The organism is Chryseobacterium sp. RU37D (assembly GCF_900156075.1).
Classification (GTDB): Bacteria; Bacteroidota; Bacteroidia; order Flavobacteriales; family Weeksellaceae; genus Chryseobacterium.
Genome location: NZ_FTMM01000025.1, coordinates 1 through 16,050, shown reverse-complemented (window position 1 = coordinate 16,050; position 16,050 = coordinate 1). Strand labels below are relative to the sequence as shown.

The 16,050-nt window shown below is 33.5% G+C and carries 18 protein-coding genes; 6 read left to right on the top strand and 12 right to left on the bottom strand.

The annotated features are described in order from the left end of the window. Positions 1 to 10: 10 nt before the first annotated feature. Positions 11 to 478 carry an acyl-CoA thioesterase gene (locus tag BW926_RS11645; RefSeq protein ID WP_042722539.1) on the bottom strand — a complete coding sequence of 156 codons (468 nt, stop codon included), beginning with the start codon at positions 476 to 478 and terminating at the stop codon, positions 11 to 13. Between the two features lie 91 nt (positions 479 to 569). Here BW926_RS11645 and BW926_RS11640 point away from each other — a divergent pair, with 91 nt between their 5' ends. Next, the gene (locus BW926_RS11640) at positions 570 to 926 is read left to right on the top strand and encodes an arsenate reductase family protein (protein ID WP_076447258.1); all 357 of its coding nucleotides are present in this window, start codon (positions 570 to 572) and stop codon (positions 924 to 926) included. A gap of 192 nt (positions 927 to 1,118) precedes the next feature. Next, on the top strand, positions 1,119 to 1,373 hold the full coding sequence (locus BW926_RS14265; RefSeq protein ID WP_143756545.1) for a hypothetical protein: 255 nt from the start codon (positions 1,119 to 1,121) through the stop codon (positions 1,371 to 1,373). 59 nt (positions 1,374 to 1,432) lie between these two features. Here BW926_RS14265 and gcvT read toward each other — a convergent pair whose 3' ends face one another. Genes gcvT through idi form a run of 3 tightly spaced genes read right to left on the bottom strand, consistent with a single transcriptional unit; the run spans position 1,433 to position 3,512 of the window. Then, positions 1,433 to 2,509 carry a glycine cleavage system aminomethyltransferase GcvT gene (gcvT, locus tag BW926_RS11630; RefSeq protein ID WP_076447255.1) on the bottom strand — a complete coding sequence of 359 codons (1,077 nt, stop codon included), beginning with the start codon at positions 2,507 to 2,509 and terminating at the stop codon, positions 1,433 to 1,435. A 14-nt stretch (positions 2,510 to 2,523) separates the two neighbouring features. Further along, complete coding sequence (locus tag BW926_RS11625) at positions 2,524 to 3,000, bottom strand: hypothetical protein (protein WP_228403442.1); 477 nt, start codon at positions 2,998 to 3,000, stop codon at positions 2,524 to 2,526. A gap of 2 nt (positions 3,001 to 3,002) precedes the next feature. Continuing rightward, positions 3,003 to 3,512 carry an isopentenyl-diphosphate Delta-isomerase gene (gene idi, locus BW926_RS11620; RefSeq protein WP_076447254.1) on the bottom strand — a complete coding sequence of 170 codons (510 nt, stop codon included), beginning with the start codon at positions 3,510 to 3,512 and terminating at the stop codon, positions 3,003 to 3,005. A gap of 648 nt (positions 3,513 to 4,160) precedes the next feature. Here idi and BW926_RS11615 point away from each other — a divergent pair. Continuing rightward, a complete protein-coding gene (locus tag BW926_RS11615; protein ID WP_076447252.1) occupies positions 4,161 to 4,565 on the top strand; it encodes an LNS2 domain-containing protein in 405 nt (134 codons plus the stop codon). An 81-nt stretch (positions 4,566 to 4,646) separates the two neighbouring features. Continuing rightward, positions 4,647 to 5,606, top strand: coding sequence for a D-2-hydroxyacid dehydrogenase (locus BW926_RS11610; RefSeq protein WP_076447251.1), 960 nt, complete (start codon positions 4,647 to 4,649; stop codon positions 5,604 to 5,606). A gap of 417 nt (positions 5,607 to 6,023) precedes the next feature. Here the strand turns inward: BW926_RS11610 and mscL (BW926_RS11605) are convergent, their stop codons facing one another. Both mscL (BW926_RS11605) and mscL (BW926_RS11600) read right to left on the bottom strand, forming a co-directional pair. After that, entirely contained in the window at positions 6,024 to 6,401 is a 378-nt protein-coding gene (gene mscL / locus BW926_RS11605; protein WP_076447249.1) for a large conductance mechanosensitive channel protein MscL, read from the bottom strand. A gap of 103 nt (positions 6,402 to 6,504) precedes the next feature. After that, on the bottom strand, positions 6,505 to 6,879 hold the full coding sequence (mscL, locus tag BW926_RS11600) for a large conductance mechanosensitive channel protein MscL (protein ID WP_076447248.1): 375 nt from the start codon (positions 6,877 to 6,879) through the stop codon (positions 6,505 to 6,507). A gap of 205 nt (positions 6,880 to 7,084) precedes the next feature. Between mscL (BW926_RS11600) and BW926_RS11595 the strand changes: the two genes are divergently transcribed. Beyond that, a complete protein-coding gene (locus BW926_RS11595; protein WP_076447246.1) occupies positions 7,085 to 8,596 on the top strand; it encodes a bifunctional ADP-dependent NAD(P)H-hydrate dehydratase/NAD(P)H-hydrate epimerase in 1,512 nt (503 codons plus the stop codon). Between the two features lie 110 nt (positions 8,597 to 8,706). Here the strand turns inward: BW926_RS11595 and lgt are convergent, their stop codons facing one another. Continuing rightward, positions 8,707 to 9,573 (bottom strand): prolipoprotein diacylglyceryl transferase, encoded by an 867-nt coding sequence (gene lgt / locus BW926_RS11590; RefSeq protein ID WP_076447297.1) that lies wholly within the window; start codon positions 9,571 to 9,573, stop codon positions 8,707 to 8,709. Between the two features lie 433 nt (positions 9,574 to 10,006). Then, on the bottom strand, positions 10,007 to 10,249 hold the full coding sequence (yidD, locus tag BW926_RS11585) for a membrane protein insertion efficiency factor YidD (RefSeq protein ID WP_076447245.1): 243 nt from the start codon (positions 10,247 to 10,249) through the stop codon (positions 10,007 to 10,009). Positions 10,250 to 10,459: 210 nt separating this feature from the next. On the opposite strand from yidD, the gene BW926_RS11580 reads away from it, so the two are divergent. Next, positions 10,460 to 11,737, top strand: a complete 1,278-nt coding sequence (locus BW926_RS11580) for a replication-associated recombination protein A (protein ID WP_076447243.1) — start codon at positions 10,460 to 10,462, stop codon at positions 11,735 to 11,737. A 50-nt stretch (positions 11,738 to 11,787) separates the two neighbouring features. Here BW926_RS11580 and BW926_RS11575 read toward each other — a convergent pair whose 3' ends face one another. From BW926_RS11575 to BW926_RS11560, 4 genes are all read right to left on the bottom strand, one after another. Continuing rightward, positions 11,788 to 12,222, bottom strand: coding sequence for a hypothetical protein (locus tag BW926_RS11575; protein WP_076447241.1), 435 nt, complete (start codon positions 12,220 to 12,222; stop codon positions 11,788 to 11,790). A 107-nt stretch (positions 12,223 to 12,329) separates the two neighbouring features. Further along, the gene (locus tag BW926_RS11570) at positions 12,330 to 14,549 is read right to left on the bottom strand and encodes a DUF2339 domain-containing protein (RefSeq protein ID WP_076447240.1); all 2,220 of its coding nucleotides are present in this window, start codon (positions 14,547 to 14,549) and stop codon (positions 12,330 to 12,332) included. A gap of 114 nt (positions 14,550 to 14,663) precedes the next feature. After that, entirely contained in the window at positions 14,664 to 15,419 is a 756-nt protein-coding gene (locus BW926_RS11565) for a hypothetical protein (protein WP_076447238.1), read from the bottom strand. Between the two features lie 139 nt (positions 15,420 to 15,558). Further along, positions 15,559 to 16,050 (bottom strand): IS982 family transposase (locus BW926_RS11560; RefSeq protein ID WP_143756544.1); only part of this gene is annotated, 492 nt, incomplete at its 5' end.

Below are 16,050 nucleotides of genomic sequence, written 5' to 3'. Positions count from 1 at the left end.
TTTCTTTCCGTTATAAAAACGGTTTCATTTCGTCTTCTATTTGTGTTCTAAGTTCCATCAGACGTTTTGCGTATTGCTCCTGTTGTTTCTCTTCTTCTGTTTCAGGAATCCATTTGGGAACCGGAAGTTTTTTCCCGTTTTCATCCACAGCTACAAAAACAATGATGCAGTGTGTTTTTTTGTCAAAATTCGGCTGCTTTAGATTTCTTGAGAAAACATTAATCGAAATATGCATACTTGATGAACCTGTATAAATAACCTGTGCCTCTACCTTTACAATTTCCCCGATTTTGATGGGTTCATAGAAACGTATTCCGCCAACGTAAACTGTCACGGAATAATTTCCGCTCCAAGTGGTTGCACAGGCATAACCAGCCTGGTCAATCCATTTCATAACACTTCCACCGTGAACGTTTCCACCGTAATTGACATCTGAAGGTTCGGAAATAAATTGAAAAGTAATAGGTTTGTTATCCATTCTTATTAAAATTTGAATAAAGGTATTTAATAATTTTCAAAATCTTAGATTAAATCCTACTTTTGGAGACTAAAATTTAAGATAAACTTTAATGAAAAAAGTATTCTATTTAAATACCTGTGATACCTGCAGAAAAATCTTAGCGCAATTCGACCTTTCTGACTGGGAATTTCGTGAGATCAAAAAAGAGCCTGTCACAAAAGAAGAATTGGCTGAAATGTATAAGAAAACAAAATCTTATGAAGCTTTATTCAGCAAAAAGTCTACCCAGATTAAATTGAGAGAATTAGACGTAAAATCTTTAACTGAAAATGATTTTAAGAAGCTGCTGCTGGATCATTATACGTTTTTAAAGCGCCCTGTTTTCCTTACTGGTGATAAAATTTTCGTCGGAAATGATAAGAAAAATGTGGCAGCTTTACAGGATTTTTTTGGAATAACGGAATAATATAAAATATTGAAGACCAGGTTTCTACTATTTGCTTTGTGTTTTTTGAGTATTGTTTTTAATGCTCAAAAGAAAAGTATTTTAAAGCCGGTTGTTAGTAAAAAATCATTAGATACTTTAAATTACCTTAAAAATTTTGAAGTTAATAAATCAGAATTTATCGGAAAACCATTCTCTTATTTGCTAAGTAAGATGAATAAAATACAGCCACAAACTGTTTGGATTGTTCCTAATCCTATTGATAATACAATGGTTGAAAAATCAATATTCAGGTTTTATGATATGAATTATACCATCATGAATGAAGTAAAAATACTGATTTCATGGGAAAACGGAATGGATTATAAAACAGTAAGTTTTAACAATAAAAGAAATAAATTCTACTTTTCAGATTCTGAGAAAAAAATTTTACGGAACCAAAATTGTGAAAAATATTTTGGTGTATAGATAATTTCTAAAATTAAACCTTCAAGGTTTTCAAAGCCTTGAAGGTTTATAAGTTTAAGTTAAACAAAAGGAGTTTTTACCACTTTTGCAGGGATATTTTTATTTCTTACCTGGATAAATATTTCAGACCCTAATTTAAAATATGGCTTATCAACATAAGCAAGCCCTAAACCGACCTTTTTCATAGGAGACTGAGTTCCTGAAGTTACCTTTCCGATTACGTTTCCTTCTGTATCTACAACGGGGTAATCGTGTCTTGGAACACCTTTGTCAGTCAGCTCAAAACCAACTAATTTTCTTGCAACACCTTCTTCTTTTTGTTTTGCGAAAGAGTCTTTAGAAACAAAATCCTTATCAAATTTTGTGATCCATCCGAGCCCCGCCTCAATTGGTGAAGTTGTATCATCAATATCGTTTCCGTAAAGGCAGAATCCTTTTTCAAGTCTTAAAGTATCTCTGGCAGCCAATCCGCAAGGGATTATTCCTTCTTCTGCACCGGCTTTAATGACTTCGTCCCAAAGTTTTTCAGCAGACTCATTTTTGAAATAAATTTCAAAACCTCCGCTCCCGGTATATCCTGTATTTGAGATGATTACATCATTCACGCCAGCAACTGAACCCACCGTGAAATGATAATAAGGAATTTCTGAAAGATTCGTTTCTGTTAATTTCTGAAGAATTTCGGTAGCTTTTGGCCCCTGAACAGCTAATAACGACATTTCATCGGAAGCGTTTGTCATTTTTGCCCCAAAACTATTATATTTTGAAATATGATTCCAGTCTTTATCAATATTTGAAGCATTAACAACCACGAAATATTTATTGTCTTCCATTTTATAAACGATAAGGTCGTCTACAATTCCTCCGTTTTCGTTCGGCAGGCAGGAATATTGGGCTTTCCCGTTTTCAAGAGCATCAACATTATTGGTCGTTACCAATTGCAGAAGTTCTTTAGAACCAGGTCCTTCAATAAAAAACTGTCCCATGTGGGAAACATCAAATAAGCCTGCTTTTTCTCTTACTGCAAAATGCTCTTCCGTTACTCCGGAATATTGTACAGGCATCTCAAAACCTGCGAAAGGTACAATTTTTGCTCCCAAAGAAACGTGTTTGTCGTACAATGCTGTTTTCTTCATATTAAAATTTATTTCTATTTTTTTACTTTAAAACTGTCAAAAGTATCATTAAAAAGCTTCATATAGTTTCCGTTCCAATATTTTTGTTCACAATTGATGGAAACAAGGAATAGGTTTTTATCTTTCTGTAAAACTTTTGTAATCCAGAACAATTTTTCTTTTTCGTCGAAGTATTCGTAAAAATATTCTGTGTATCCTTTCTTTCCACTTTTACTTTTAATCTTCTTTTCGTTGTCGGAAGATTTGTAAAGGGCAAGGATGAATTTTTTTGTTTCCGTTTTAGGAAGATTCAAATTATGGTATTCCGAAATGGTGATAGCTCCGATTTGATTACTTGGGAAAATATTGATAATCTCATTATCATTGGTCACTTTCCAACCTTCAGGAAGTGTAATGGAATAATTTTCACTTTCATACACTTTCATCGGAACAGTTTGGGCAGATAAAAAAGATCCTATGAAAAATAATAATGCTAAAATTTTTTTCTTCATTATTAAAAATGGTGTTTGTATTCTTCCAAAATGATCTTGAACCATTCTGTAAAATTTTCGGGATTTTCAGCAATTTCTTTATCGAGATCTTCAATGGAAATATATCTTACTTCGGCAACTTCATTTTTATTTAAATGAAATTCATTTTCAAAATTTCCTACAAACACATGGTCGAGTTCATGCTCCCAAAGTCCGTTTCCAACATAAGCTTTATAAATAAAATTGAACTTTTCTGTAATTTCAACGTCAATTCCCAGCTCTTCTTTTATCCTGCGTTTTGCACCTTCAAGATAAGTTTCGCCGTTTTTTGGATGTGAGCAGACAGCATTGGTCCATTTTAAAGGAGAATGATATTTTCCGGAGGCTCTTTTTTGTAAAAGCATTTCGCCTTTATTGTTAAACAAAAAAACAGAGAAAGCACGGTGTAACAGGCCATTGATGTGAGCCTGCTGTTTTTCCATCAAACCAAGAACTTTATCTTCAGGATTTACTAAAACTACAAATTCTTCCATTTCTACAAATGTAAGTGTAATAAATGTATTTTGGAAATTTTTGGTGAAACATCATGTATTTGAAATAATATCTGCTGGTGGCTGAATTTTCATACGGCCAATTCGTTTATTTATTTTATCACAAGGCTAGACTAAGATTTTCTTTTAATTTATTTCTTCTTGTTTAAATAGGGGACAATAACCATAGTCCCGATTGTAACGGCATCCTTTTGTGTAGCGAAGCGAAACAAAACATATAGTGAAAAGCGGGAAATTGCTCCTAAAAAGTTTTAACAAGTTTATGAAATAGGATACAACGAATAATAAACAGCCCATTTTGAAATTTATCTATAATTCAATCTGCTTTTATTTTCGTACAAAATTCCCCAAAATAAAGTGTTGAGTCCTGAAACATTAAGTAAAACTACATGATAGCAGCAAACCAGCCTGTCAGCAAGAATACCCAAACTAAAATTTTTATCATATTTTTTAAAGTGCTATTCAAGTGTAGTATAAAAAGAAAAATTTAAACTAAAAGTAAACAATCAATTCATTTTAGATTTATTTTATTCATTAAATGTCAAAAATTAATATCAAAAAATTAATCTAAAGAAACTTTAATGCCAGTTTTAATATAAAAACTATAACTTTGTAATTCAAATTTTAATGATGGAGTTAGAATACAAAGATCACATAAGTCCGATTCTGAAGGACGGAATAAAGAATTACCTAATCGATATCGATGGGACGATCACAGAAGATGTTCCCAATGAAGAACCTGAAAGAATGGTAACATGCGAGCCTTTTTCTGACGCTCTGGAAACTATCAATAAATGGTATGACGAAGGTCACCAGATCTGTTTTTTTACTTCAAGAACGGAAAACCTGAAGCAGATCACAATCGATTGGCTGGATAAACATGGTTTTAAATACCACAGTGTGCTTTGCGGAAAACCAAGAGGAGGGAACTACCATTGGATTGATAATCATCTTGTAAGGGCTACCAGATACAAAGGAAAATTCACTGATTTGGTTGAAAAGCAAGTTACAATTGAAGTTTTCAAAGAAGAATAAAAATTTTAATATCAAAGATTAAATAATTAATAGTATTTTTTTTAATCTTTATCTTACGTTATTATAAATAGTAAATCATTTATGAAAGTTTTAGCAAACGATGGCCTCGATCAATCAGGAATTGATGCCCTTACTGAGAAAGGTTTTGAAGTAATTACAACAAAGGTGCCTCAGGAATTTTTAGTAGATTACATTAATGAGCATAAAATCCGTACACTTTTGGTACGTAGTGCAACGCAGGTGCAAAAAGATATTATTGATAACTGCCCGTCTCTTGGGATTATTGGAAGAGGTGGTGTAGGAATGGATAATATCAATGTAGATTATGCCAGAGAAAAAGGAATTCATGTGATCAATACCCCTTCGGCATCGTCAGAATCTGTGGCTGAGCTGGTTTTTGCACATTTGTTTTCAGGAGCTAGGTTTTTACAAGATTCTAATAGAAAAATGCCGGTTATAGGTGATATAGAATTTGCTAACCTTAAAAAATCTTATGCTGCTGGTATTGAATTAAAAGGAAAAACCATTGGTATTGTCGGCATGGGAAGAATTGGCCAGGAAGTTGCGAAAATTGCGCTGGGCCTCGGTATGAGAGTAATTGCTGCGGATAATAATATAGGTAAAGCAAGTATAAAGGTGACTTTTTACAATAACCAGTTTATCAATGTGGATATTGAAACTGAGCCACTTCAGGATGTGCTGAAGCATTCTGATTTTATTACTCTTCACGTTCCGGCCCAAAAGGATGGGTACATGATCGGGAAAAATGAATTCGAAATAATGAAGGATGGTGTTGCAATTGTGAACTGCTCAAGAGGTGGAGTGATTGATGAAGTAGCTTTAATAGAGGCTTTGGATTCTGGAAAAGTAAGATTTGCAGGGCTTGATGTTTTCATTAATGAACCTACACCTTCTAAAGAAATTCTTAATCATCAGAAAATTTCTTTAACACCTCACACCGGGGCATCTACTCTGGAGGCGCAGGACAGGATTGGTCTGTCTTTGGCGGAACAGATTTCCAGTATTTTACAGATTCAATAATGGGGCTATAATAATCTTGAGTCGTCCTAAAATAGGTTGACAAGTTTTACAGTAAAATTATATTAACCAGTCGGCATTTGCTGACTGGTTTTTTTGTGTATAAAGTCAGACTGGTGTTTCCTTTGATTTAGACATAACTGATAGATTAGGCTTACTCCAATCTAAGTACCATATTTTCTAAGCCAGACCAAAACAGTGCTTCTATCCAGGATGCCGTAAACGGATTGGGCTTGATTATAAGTCTTATACGCGGGGAATAAAATAATGGCCAATTTAAAAGCATATTGTAATTCTTTTGACTACGCTTGATGCAAAAGGTTTCTTTGTCTTTCATAATAAGTCGAATTGGTGCCAACTTATTTCAGGACGGAACATCTATTAATAAAAAAAACACTTCTGAAAAGTGCTTTTTTATTATCAGTTATTTTTATTTTTCAAAAGATCTCGGATTTCCATTAATAATTTTTGATCGGCTGTAGGTTCGGTAGAAGTAGGTTCTGGTTTTTTTGAAATTTTATTAGCACCTTTAATGACCCAGAAAAGAACCAGTGCAATGCAGAAAAAGCTGATGACTGCTGATAAAAAGTTTCCATATGTCACCCCGTTCCAGGAAAGCTTTGAGATGTCTTCTGCACCTGCCGCCTTTAGGGCGGGAGTTAATAGTAAAGGAGTAATAACATCGGCCACCAAAGATGAAATAATCTTTCCAAAGGCTCCTCCAATTATTACACCTACCGCCAAATCAATTACGTTGCCTTTAAATGCAAACTCTTTAAATTCTTTTAAAAATCCCATAATTCACTTCAGTTTGCAGACAAATATAAATAAAAAAAGAAATTTTTAAAATAGAAATAGTTGTTTTATCAAAAAATTACTTCAATTTGAGGTAGTTTTGCTATTACATGTTTTTATTTTTAAGAATATCTCTGATTTCCATTAATAATTTTTGGTCTTCCGTAGGGCCTGAAAGAGCAGGGGCTTTTTTTATAAATTTATTGGCACCTTTAATAATCCAGAAAAGAACAAGGGCAATACAGAAAAAACTAATTACTGCTGAAAGGAAATTTCCATAAGTAAAACCGTTCCATTGCAGTTTTGAAATATTTTCTGCACCTGCAGTTTTTAACGCAGGATTCAGCATTAAAGGCGTGATTAGATCTTCCACTAAAGATGAAACAATTTTTCCGAAAGCACTTCCGATAATTACACCGACTGCCAGGTCAAGTACATTGCCTTTAAACACAAACTGTCTAAATTCTTTTACTAATCCCATAATTTATATTTTAAATAAAAATAGAGATTTAAGGTAAAAAAATATATTTTTCATTCTTTTATGATTAAATATTGGTGAATTGTTTTTTATTATGTTTATTATAAATATTTATCATAAAGGGCTATACAGATTATGTTTATAAATTTTACTATTCTTTTTTCGTAAATTGCTGATAGAATACAATACATTAAAATAAACTTTATCTATGAAAATTTTCACAACAGAGCAAATTCGTAAATGTGATCAATATACAATTACTTATGAGTCGGTTTCATCACTTCAGCTTATGGAAAGATCAGCGCAGTCATGTGTAGACTGGATTTCTGAAAATTGTAAGAACCATAGAAATTTTGCAATTTTTTGCGGTAATGGAAATAATGGCGGTGATGGTTTTGTAATCGCAAAAATGCTTTATATGAAAGGATTTGATGTAGATGTTTTTACCAATTCAAAGGCAAAATTTTCTGCTGATGCTAATACTAATTTCAAAGAGCTGAAAGAAATTTCAGGAGTAGCAATTAATAATTTTAAAGAAGCCGAGCTTTATCGTTTTGACAATAGAACGGTTATTATTGATGCCATTTTCGGGACAGGTTTGTCAAGAAAATTAGATGGAGAATTTAAAGACTTAATTGATTTTTTGAATTCTAAAAATAATCCAAAAATTTCCATTGATATTCCGTCCGGGCTTTTTGCGGATGATATTTTAGAAGATTCTACGGTTTTCAAAGCGGATTATACACTCAGCTTCCAGTTTTGGAAAAAAAGTTTCCTTCATCCTGAAACTGGAAAATACACTGGAAAAATTGAAATTTTAAATATTAATTTAAATAAAGATTATATCTCTGAAACTGGAAGTGAAAATTTCGTTATAGGTGAGGAGATGGTTGAAAATATCTTTAAGCCTAGAGATGATTTTTCCCATAAAGGGACATTTGGAAATGCGCTTATTGCCGGTGGAAGCTATGGTAAGATCGGAGCCGGGGTACTTTCAACAAAAGCAGCATTGAGGTCCGGTGCCGGATTGACCTTTACATTGGCTCCGAAATGCGGGTACGAAATTCTCCAAACATCATGTCCGGAAGCAATGTTTATTGAAGGCGGGGATGATTATATTGAAAATTTCAAGGTTGAGGAAAATGTTGTCTGCGGAATTGGTCCTGGTCTTGGTACGGATGAGAAAACTGCAGAAAATTTTCTTAAGTTCTTAAAAGAATACTCGAAACCATTAATCATAGATGCAGATGCATTGAATATTATTTCTAAAGATAAGAAGAATCTAAATTTTATTCCTAAAAAATCAATCATAACACCACATCCAAAAGAATTTGAGAGATTATTCGGAACAAGCAAGAACTCTTTTGAAAGAATAGAAAAGGCCCGTAAAAAAGCAGAAGAACTTGAAATATATATTGTTTTAAAAGACCACCATACTCAGGTTATAACACCGGAAGGAAATGTTTTTTATAATATTACCGGAAATTCCGGGCTGGCAAAAGGAGGGAGTGGCGACATTCTCACGGGAATTTTGACTTCTTTCCTGGCTCAAAAATATTCGGAAGAGGAAGCAGCGCTTTTGGGAGTCTGGTTTCACGGTAAAGCTGCAGAATTTGCTTCTGAAAAATATTCTAAAGAAGCAGTGATTCCAACGGATGTTATTAATGAATTTGGAAGTGTTTTTGAAGAATTGAATAGCAAAGTGTCCCAATCGCTATAAATGATAGACCATAAGCTGACAACAATTATAACAGCAACAAAATAAAAGTCAAATTTGAAATTTCAAATTTGACTTTTTATGTTTAAATAAAAACTTCTGTTGAAAGCCTGTTACTCAGGCTTTTGGTTTTCTTCCTCCGTGATTTTGAACTTTTTAGAGACGATCATAATAATCACACCGGCAATCATGAAAGGAATTGAAAGCACTTGTCCGGTATTCAATCCTGCGAACTGGATAAACTCGTCGCCCTGTGGTTCTTTTAGGAATTCTACAAAGAATCTGATGGCCCAAAGAATGATAAAAAACAATCCAAATAGCCACCCCTGCTGGTATTTTTTATCGGTTTTTTTATATAAAATCCATAAAAGTATAAACAGGCAAATATATCCGAAAGCTTCAAATAACTGTGATGGATAACGTGGAACTGTTACTCCGTACTCGCTGCTCTGCTGTGGAAAAAGTATTGCAAAAGGAGAGCTAGGATCTACAGGCTTCCCAATAATTTCAGAGTTGAAAAAATTCCCAAGTCTTACGAAAGCTCCTCCTAAGGAAACAACAATTCCTAATCTGTCATATACCCAGAACGGATTTTTTTTAATGATTTTAAATGAATAATATAAAGTGGTGAAAATCAATGCGATAGTTGCTCCGTGGCTGGCCAGACCTGAAAAACCTGTAAATTTTAAACCATTTTTTGTGCTGATTGGCAAAAAGACACTCCAGAAATCTTCTCGGAAAAGTTCCGGCTGATAAAAAATAACATGTCCCAATCTTGCTCCAAGGATCGTTCCGATAAGGGTCCAGGTAAAAAGCGGTTCTAAATATTTTTGATTAATATTGTCGATTTTAAAAATTCTATTCATTAAAATATATCCGAAACCAAATGCAAAAATGAACATCAAACTGTAGAAATGCAATGTAATCGGGCCTAGCTGCAGACCTTTTGAGGGATCCCAGATTTTGAAGGGAGTTTCCAGGGATACATTATCCGACGCTGTAATTGGCTTGTCTGATTTTACGGCATATTTAAAATTTTCAATATTTTGCTGAGTTGCCGGAGTTGTGATCAACTTAAATTTTTTATCTAAAAGCTGATAACCGTATTCTTTAAATTTTACTAAAGTTGCCGTACTATAATTAAAATAAGCAGGTTCAAAATTCGATTCATTAAGGATGACTACTACATTGCTGTTGATTTTTTTGTCCGGAAATCCATTCAGATCCTCTACTTCTGTTGTAGAATAAATTTTTATGGGAACAGTGTTGGAATTGATCTTTAAGCTTCCGTCAGACATTCCGTCAGGATAATTTTGCGCAAAAAAACATTGCGTGATCAACGCAAATATTACGAGATAAATTCTGAAAAAAATATTACTCATTTCTATTTTTTAGTAATTTTATTAATTGATATTATTTTTTAGGCGGAACAGGATCATATCCGCTTCCTCCCCATGGATGGCATCTTGAAATTCTTTTCATTCCCAGCCAAAATCCGTTAAAAATCCCATGAACCTGTAATGCTTTTACCATATAGTGTGAGCAGCTAGGTTCATAACGGCAGTTTTTGGGTAGTAATGGCGATATAAACCATTGGTAAAATCTTATCAAAATTACCAGAGGAAATGTAATGATTTTATTGAATGTAAGTTTCAAAACGCTACAAAAATAGGGTAAAAAATTTAAAATTAGTTTAAATTTGTTAGAAGTTTCAATGGCAGAATACTTGAATGTATTTATCTGGAGTTGTTTGGATATAATAGTAATATGAAAAATATAAATTCAATTTTAATTTAAAAAAAGTTATATCATTAGAAATTCCACACGAAAAAATTATCAGTCAATTTAATAAATTAAATAAAAATCTTGAATCAAAATATCCCACTAGCTGAAAAATTAAGACCTAAAACATTAGACGATGTTCTTGGGCAGGAGCACCTTACCGGGGAAAAAGGAACGATTAGGAAAATGCTGGAAAACAATACATTGAATTCTCTTATTTTCTGGGGACCGCCGGGAACGGGTAAAACGACGATGGCGGAAATCATATCCGAAAAGTCGGGACGGAAATTTTATAAGCTTTCTGCGGTTTCTTCGGGGGTGAAGGATGTTCGTGATGTGATTGAGGATGCAAAGAAACAGAACCTGTTTTCCGGAAAATCACCGATTTTATTCATTGATGAAATTCACCGTTTTAATAAGTCTCAGCAAGATTCCCTGCTTCATGCAGTTGAAAAAGGCTGGATCGTTTTAATTGGTGCTACCACAGAAAATCCGAGCTTTGAGGTGGTTTCGGCATTGCTTTCCAGAAGCCAGGTTTATATTCTCAAGGCACTGAACTATGAAAAACTAGAAGAACTAATTGACATTGCTTCGGAAAAATATAATAATGATGAAAAGACGGGTTTTAAAATTATTGAAAAAGAAGCTTTTATACAATATTCTGGTGGTGACGCCAGGAAACTTATCAATTCCGTGGAATTGGTTTTAAATCAATATAGAAATTCTGATAAAAAGCAGGTTAAAAATGAAGATGTTCTAGAAGTTTTACAAGAAACGATGGCGCTTTATGATAAAAACGGAGAGCAACATTACGATATTATTTCAGCTTTTATTAAATCGATGCGGGGAAGTGATCCGAATGGCACAGTGTATTGGTTGGCGAGAATGATCGCGGGTGGGGAAGATATTAAATTTATTGCCAGAAGAATGCTGATCCTGGCGGCTGAAGATATTGGACTGGCCAATCCGAACGCGTTGGTGATGGCTAATAACTGCTTCCAGGCCGTGAATGTGATCGGAAACCCGGAAGCGAGGATCATCTTAAGTGAAACGGCTGTGTATCTGGCAGTTTCCCCAAAAAGTAATTCGACGTATATGGCTATTAATGATGCAATGGCTTTGGTAAAACAGACAGGAAATCTGCCGGTTCCGTTACATCTGAGAAATGCGCCGACAAAGCTGATGAAAGATCTGGATTATGGCAAAGAATATAAATATGCCCATTCTTACGAAGGGAATTTTGTAGACCAAGATTTTCTTCCTCAGGAAATAAAGGATGTAAAGCTCTATGAGCCCGGAAACAATGCCACAGAGAAGAAAATTTATGAAGAATTAAAGAGAAAATGGAATAATAAATATTAAAAAAGGATACTCATCTGACCATCCTTTTCATTTAAATATGATCTAGGAAATTACTTTTTTGTGGTAACTGATACAGCTTTTTTTCCGCCTCTGTCAACGACTTCCATATTGTTCAGTATATTTCCGAATACTAATGTATTGGTATCTGCAAACTCATAGCCGTCAATAAGAACCGGAGTGTCTTTAGGAAGGCCGAACTGCACATTAAGGTCTGAAAGCGGAAGCCTGTCGATATTATCCTGACCTTTTTTCATTTTGATTTCCGTTAATCCGTTTTCTGCAATATAGCTGTATTTCTTAAGGTTTGCCGGAAGATTTGCAGGTGTTTTATAAACATTCATACTTTGAATAACATTATTATAAGGGCTGAACATTTCTACTGTACCCACAATATCATTGGAAATTGCAAATTTGGTTGAAGGATTCTTCTGTGCAAACAGAGTAGCTGAAGATAATAATAAAAAAGAGTAGAATAATTTTTTCATAACTTTCAGGAATAAGTGACTGTTAAAACTTGATAAATATAGTTATTTTTTAGAAATTATGAATAAAAATTCACATTCAATTAAATAATCATTATTAATATATTGATTTATTGTGATTCTGTGTTCTCTCTTTTCATGTCTTCGGGCTTCTTTTCAACCATATTTTTAATGATTTTTTTAAGCCTTTGAAATAAAAATGAGCTTAATAATAATATGATTCCCAGTATGATAAATGCTATGATTCTTGACACATTATCCATCTCCCAGACATCATAAGTGTAAAGCTTCAAAATAGTTATTGCAATCAGTACAAAACCTATTTTTTTGTATTCGGAATTTTCTGTCTTTAATCCTTTATAAATAAGAATGCTCGCCAGAATTGCCCAGATAATTGGTAAATAAAGTATTCTGAAATGCTCTCCCAGCTTATTGATTTCCGAAATTCCATTGGTGTTTATTAAAAGGTATGCATTATAAAGCTCGCAGCTGATGGCTATAATAAACGCTAAAGAAACAAACCAGTATGAGAATTTTATTTTTAAAAAGTGTGATTTTGGTAAAAATTTTAAAAGGATAAAAGCAAAGGGTATCCAGTAGAGAAGATAAAAAAAATAATGATTCAGCGGAACTTTTTTCAATAAAAAATTAAAAATAAGTCCCGATCCGGAAACTGATGCATTGATCATAATTAATGATAAAAATATATAAATAAGCCCTGTTTCAAGAATTTGATTAATCTCAAGTTTCTTCCTGGATAATACAATTAAGGAAATATAATATAAGCTGAAAAGAACAGCAATACTAAAAATAATAATCCACGGTCTTCCGGAAATATGGTAAATTATTTCTAATAATAGAGCAATATAAATGATTCCGTAACTTAAAATGGTAAGGATATTTTCAAAAAAACCAATACTTTTTTTATTACTGTCTGAAAATTTCCTTAATAAAATTAAATTGACAAAACTGGTAATCACGGTTATTGAGCTTGTTAAAAAAACAGGATTAAAGATGATGGCAAGGTTTTTAGCGTCAGCATATTCTAACCATGTAATGAGCTGAGCAATAATAGTTAAAGGGAATAATACATAAAAACAAAATTTAAAAATGGTAAGATTGGTCTTCTTCCATATGAATAGCAGCAGGGTAGCTTCTACAGCCCAGACACTTGTAATAAGGTGGGTCTTAAACTGTAATGCAATCGCTATGGTAAAAAGACTTATGGTAATACCTGCAAAAACAGAATAGCTTATACCAAAATTCTTTTTTGAATATTCTCTGTAAAGTAAAAATAAATTGACAATAGCAAAGCTAATCGGGAAAATAATAACGGGTTCATAGTGCAATTTATTAAAAATATAAACCAAACCTATAATGCTGCTAAAGTTAATTAAAACCAGCATCAAAATATCAAGGGAAGATAAAATTCTTACTTTAATATAATTTCTCAACGCAAAGGCGTAGAAAATAATATAGGTAAGTATATAGAAATAAATGCTTAAAAACGCTGTCTTTTCTACAGTCCAGTAAAAAAGATAAATACTGGTGAAGACAAAAGCAATCCAGCCCACGCTTTTCCAGTTTTTCAGGAAAAAAACAGACAGCATACCGATGTTTAAAACCGTTAAATAAGCAAATAAAAACGGGTAATTGCTCTGCCCCGTACTAATCATCAACGGAGCAAGAAAGCCTCCGAATAAAGAAAAAATAATTAAAATCTCACTTTTATAGTAATAAGAAAGAGCGATAGAAATGAGCGTAATCAAACAGGTGATTGAAAAAGCAACAGACTGTGAAAACAAATGGTATTCCCGGAAAGCAATAGTTGTTGTAAAATACAAAACAGCAATTCCGCCCCCGGTAATAATTGATGAAAAAGCAGTATAATTTTTCCTTAGAAAATGCCCCGTTATCATAATTGCAGCTCCTGTCAGAAGTCCGATCCCCGCCCTCGCAGCTTCGCCGATCCAGTTTTTATCAATAGCATATTTCACGAAATAGCCTATGCCCAGAACAAGGGTAAATATCCCGATAATTGCCAGTGCATTGTGTTTTAGAAAATCAAATGCAGGATTTAGCTTGTTATAGATTGATGTATGCGGGATTTCTTCGTTGATTTTTACGTCTGTATCATTTGAAGTTCTTTGATTTTTGACAGAAAATTGTACGAGCGGGGTAATATTCTCTTTTGCTTCAGCTTCAGGGTTTTTTTTGAGCTTTTTGCTGAGCTCTTTAATTTCTCTTTCAAGCCTCAGGATTTTCTGGTTCAGATTATTAAAGATAATAATCATAAGAATGATGAGTAAAATGATAAGGGGATAAATCATTGTATGTTTTTTGATAGTCAAATATAAACAATTTATATGCCTTTAAAAATAAGTAATCCGTTATACTTTGTACAACGGATTGCTTCTATAGAGTGATTAAACTGTGTAAAATATTTAGTTCGAAACTTTATATATGTAAAATGAGCTTATACTGGAGCCCAATGCACCCACTTCCAGAACCGAAGCTCTTGTAATTCCGAAAGAAATCTTATCTCCTGCCTGGAAAGTAAAGAGATTATTAATGCTTGATTCGGAAATTGTTAAGCTCAGTAAACCAAGATTAGCACCATTGAAAGTGCGGTTATCAATCAGAGTTGATGCTCCTGCCCTTGTTCTTAAGATTCCTACTCCTGGTGAGCTGGATAATAAAGCTGCCTGTAAACCTGTGCCGTAACGGAAGGAGAAACCTACTGCATAAACACCGTGGGTAGGAACTATATAAGTATAATCTGTATCGGAAAATAATGATTCTAGGCCTAATTTTCTCTCAGTAGTCGAAAAATTGACGGGTCTGAAACCACTTGGTAAAACACCTACGTTAATAAGGCTGAGCCCTGATGTTTTTCTCGCCGCATATACTGATGTAGAAATTCCATTGGTCGTATTTACTTGGCCTATTACATAATCAGAAATAAGTTGAGGGGTTATTTGTGCAACCTGGAAATCCCCACCTGTGTTTAAGTTAACAGCTAAAATCTGATACCCTGGAAGAGCTGGAGCTACTGGAGTTTGTCTGATTTTCATTGTTCCGTTTACATCTAGATTAGCGTGGGGATTCGGAGTACTAATCCCAACCCATCCGGTCTGGCTCTGAGCGGATGAAGAGATAGTCATAAGAGCTAAAAAAGCACTATAAAACTTAGTTTTCATGTTTAAAAAATTTATTATTTAATGGTTTATCTCAGTTAATCTTCTAAGATACAATAATTATTGTACAAACACTTTGATTGATATTAAATAAATTTTAATATTTAATTGAATTTTATATTTTATTTACCCGTTGTGCATTTTAAATAATGCTGACTTTTAAGTTATTTATATTTCGATTGAAATAGGCTTTATTGATGAATTGCACAACGGTTAAAGCTGTTATTTTAGCTAATATCCTTGTTTTGAACCCATCAAAGGATTTAGCATAATTACGTCTAATCATAAATTGGTCACATAATTGCGAAAACAGTGTCTCGATCCTCTTTCGCTGTTTTTTGAACAAATAAAATTGAGGTCTGTAATCTTTCTGGTTCACTCTTTTAGGTGTTTCCAATTCAATATGTGCGTAATTGAACAGATCAATTTGAATTTCAGTCGACAAATATCCCTTGTCGCCAAGCAATGTACAATCTGATAATTGTTCTCTAATATCTTTTAAATAGTGAATGTCGTGAACAGATGCCGGGCTCAAATCTATACTTTGAAAAATACCACTTATAGAACAAACCGCATGAAGTTTATAACCATAAAAATGCATTTGCTGAGAGGCACAAAAACCTCTGTTTGGATA

Excerpts from the sequence above, each read along its gene's own strand:
- mscL (WP_076447248.1), bottom strand. The coding sequence starts at position 6,879 with ATGGGATTAGTAAAAGAATTTAGACAGTTTGTGTTTAAAGGCAATGTA.
- BW926_RS11625 (WP_228403442.1), bottom strand. The coding sequence starts at position 3,000 with ATGAAGAAAAAAATTTTAGCATTATTATTTTTCATAGGATCTTTTTTA.
- BW926_RS11565 (WP_076447238.1), bottom strand. The coding sequence starts at position 15,419 with ATGAAAACTAAGTTTTATAGTGCTTTTTTAGCTCTTATGACTATCTCT.
- BW926_RS11570 (WP_076447240.1), bottom strand. The coding sequence starts at position 14,549 with ATGATTTATCCCCTTATCATTTTACTCATCATTCTTATGATTATTATC.
- BW926_RS11640 (WP_076447258.1), top strand. The coding sequence starts at position 570 with ATGAAAAAAGTATTCTATTTAAATACCTGTGATACCTGCAGAAAAATC.
- BW926_RS11615 (WP_076447252.1), top strand. The coding sequence starts at position 4,161 with ATGGAGTTAGAATACAAAGATCACATAAGTCCGATTCTGAAGGACGGA.
- mscL (WP_076447249.1), bottom strand. The coding sequence starts at position 6,401 with ATGGGATTTTTAAAAGAATTTAAAGAGTTTGCATTTAAAGGCAACGTA.
- BW926_RS11575 (WP_076447241.1), bottom strand. The coding sequence starts at position 12,222 with ATGAAAAAATTATTCTACTCTTTTTTATTATTATCTTCAGCTACTCTG.
- BW926_RS11595 (WP_076447246.1), top strand. The coding sequence starts at position 7,085 with ATGAAAATTTTCACAACAGAGCAAATTCGTAAATGTGATCAATATACA.
- idi (WP_076447254.1), bottom strand. The coding sequence starts at position 3,512 with ATGGAAGAATTTGTAGTTTTAGTAAATCCTGAAGATAAAGTTCTTGGT.
- BW926_RS11610 (WP_076447251.1), top strand. The coding sequence starts at position 4,647 with ATGAAAGTTTTAGCAAACGATGGCCTCGATCAATCAGGAATTGATGCC.
- BW926_RS14265 (WP_143756545.1), top strand. The coding sequence starts at position 1,119 with ATGAATAAAATACAGCCACAAACTGTTTGGATTGTTCCTAATCCTATT.
- BW926_RS11645 (WP_042722539.1), bottom strand. The coding sequence starts at position 478 with ATGGATAACAAACCTATTACTTTTCAATTTATTTCCGAACCTTCAGAT.
- gcvT (WP_076447255.1), bottom strand. The coding sequence starts at position 2,509 with ATGAAGAAAACAGCATTGTACGACAAACACGTTTCTTTGGGAGCAAAA.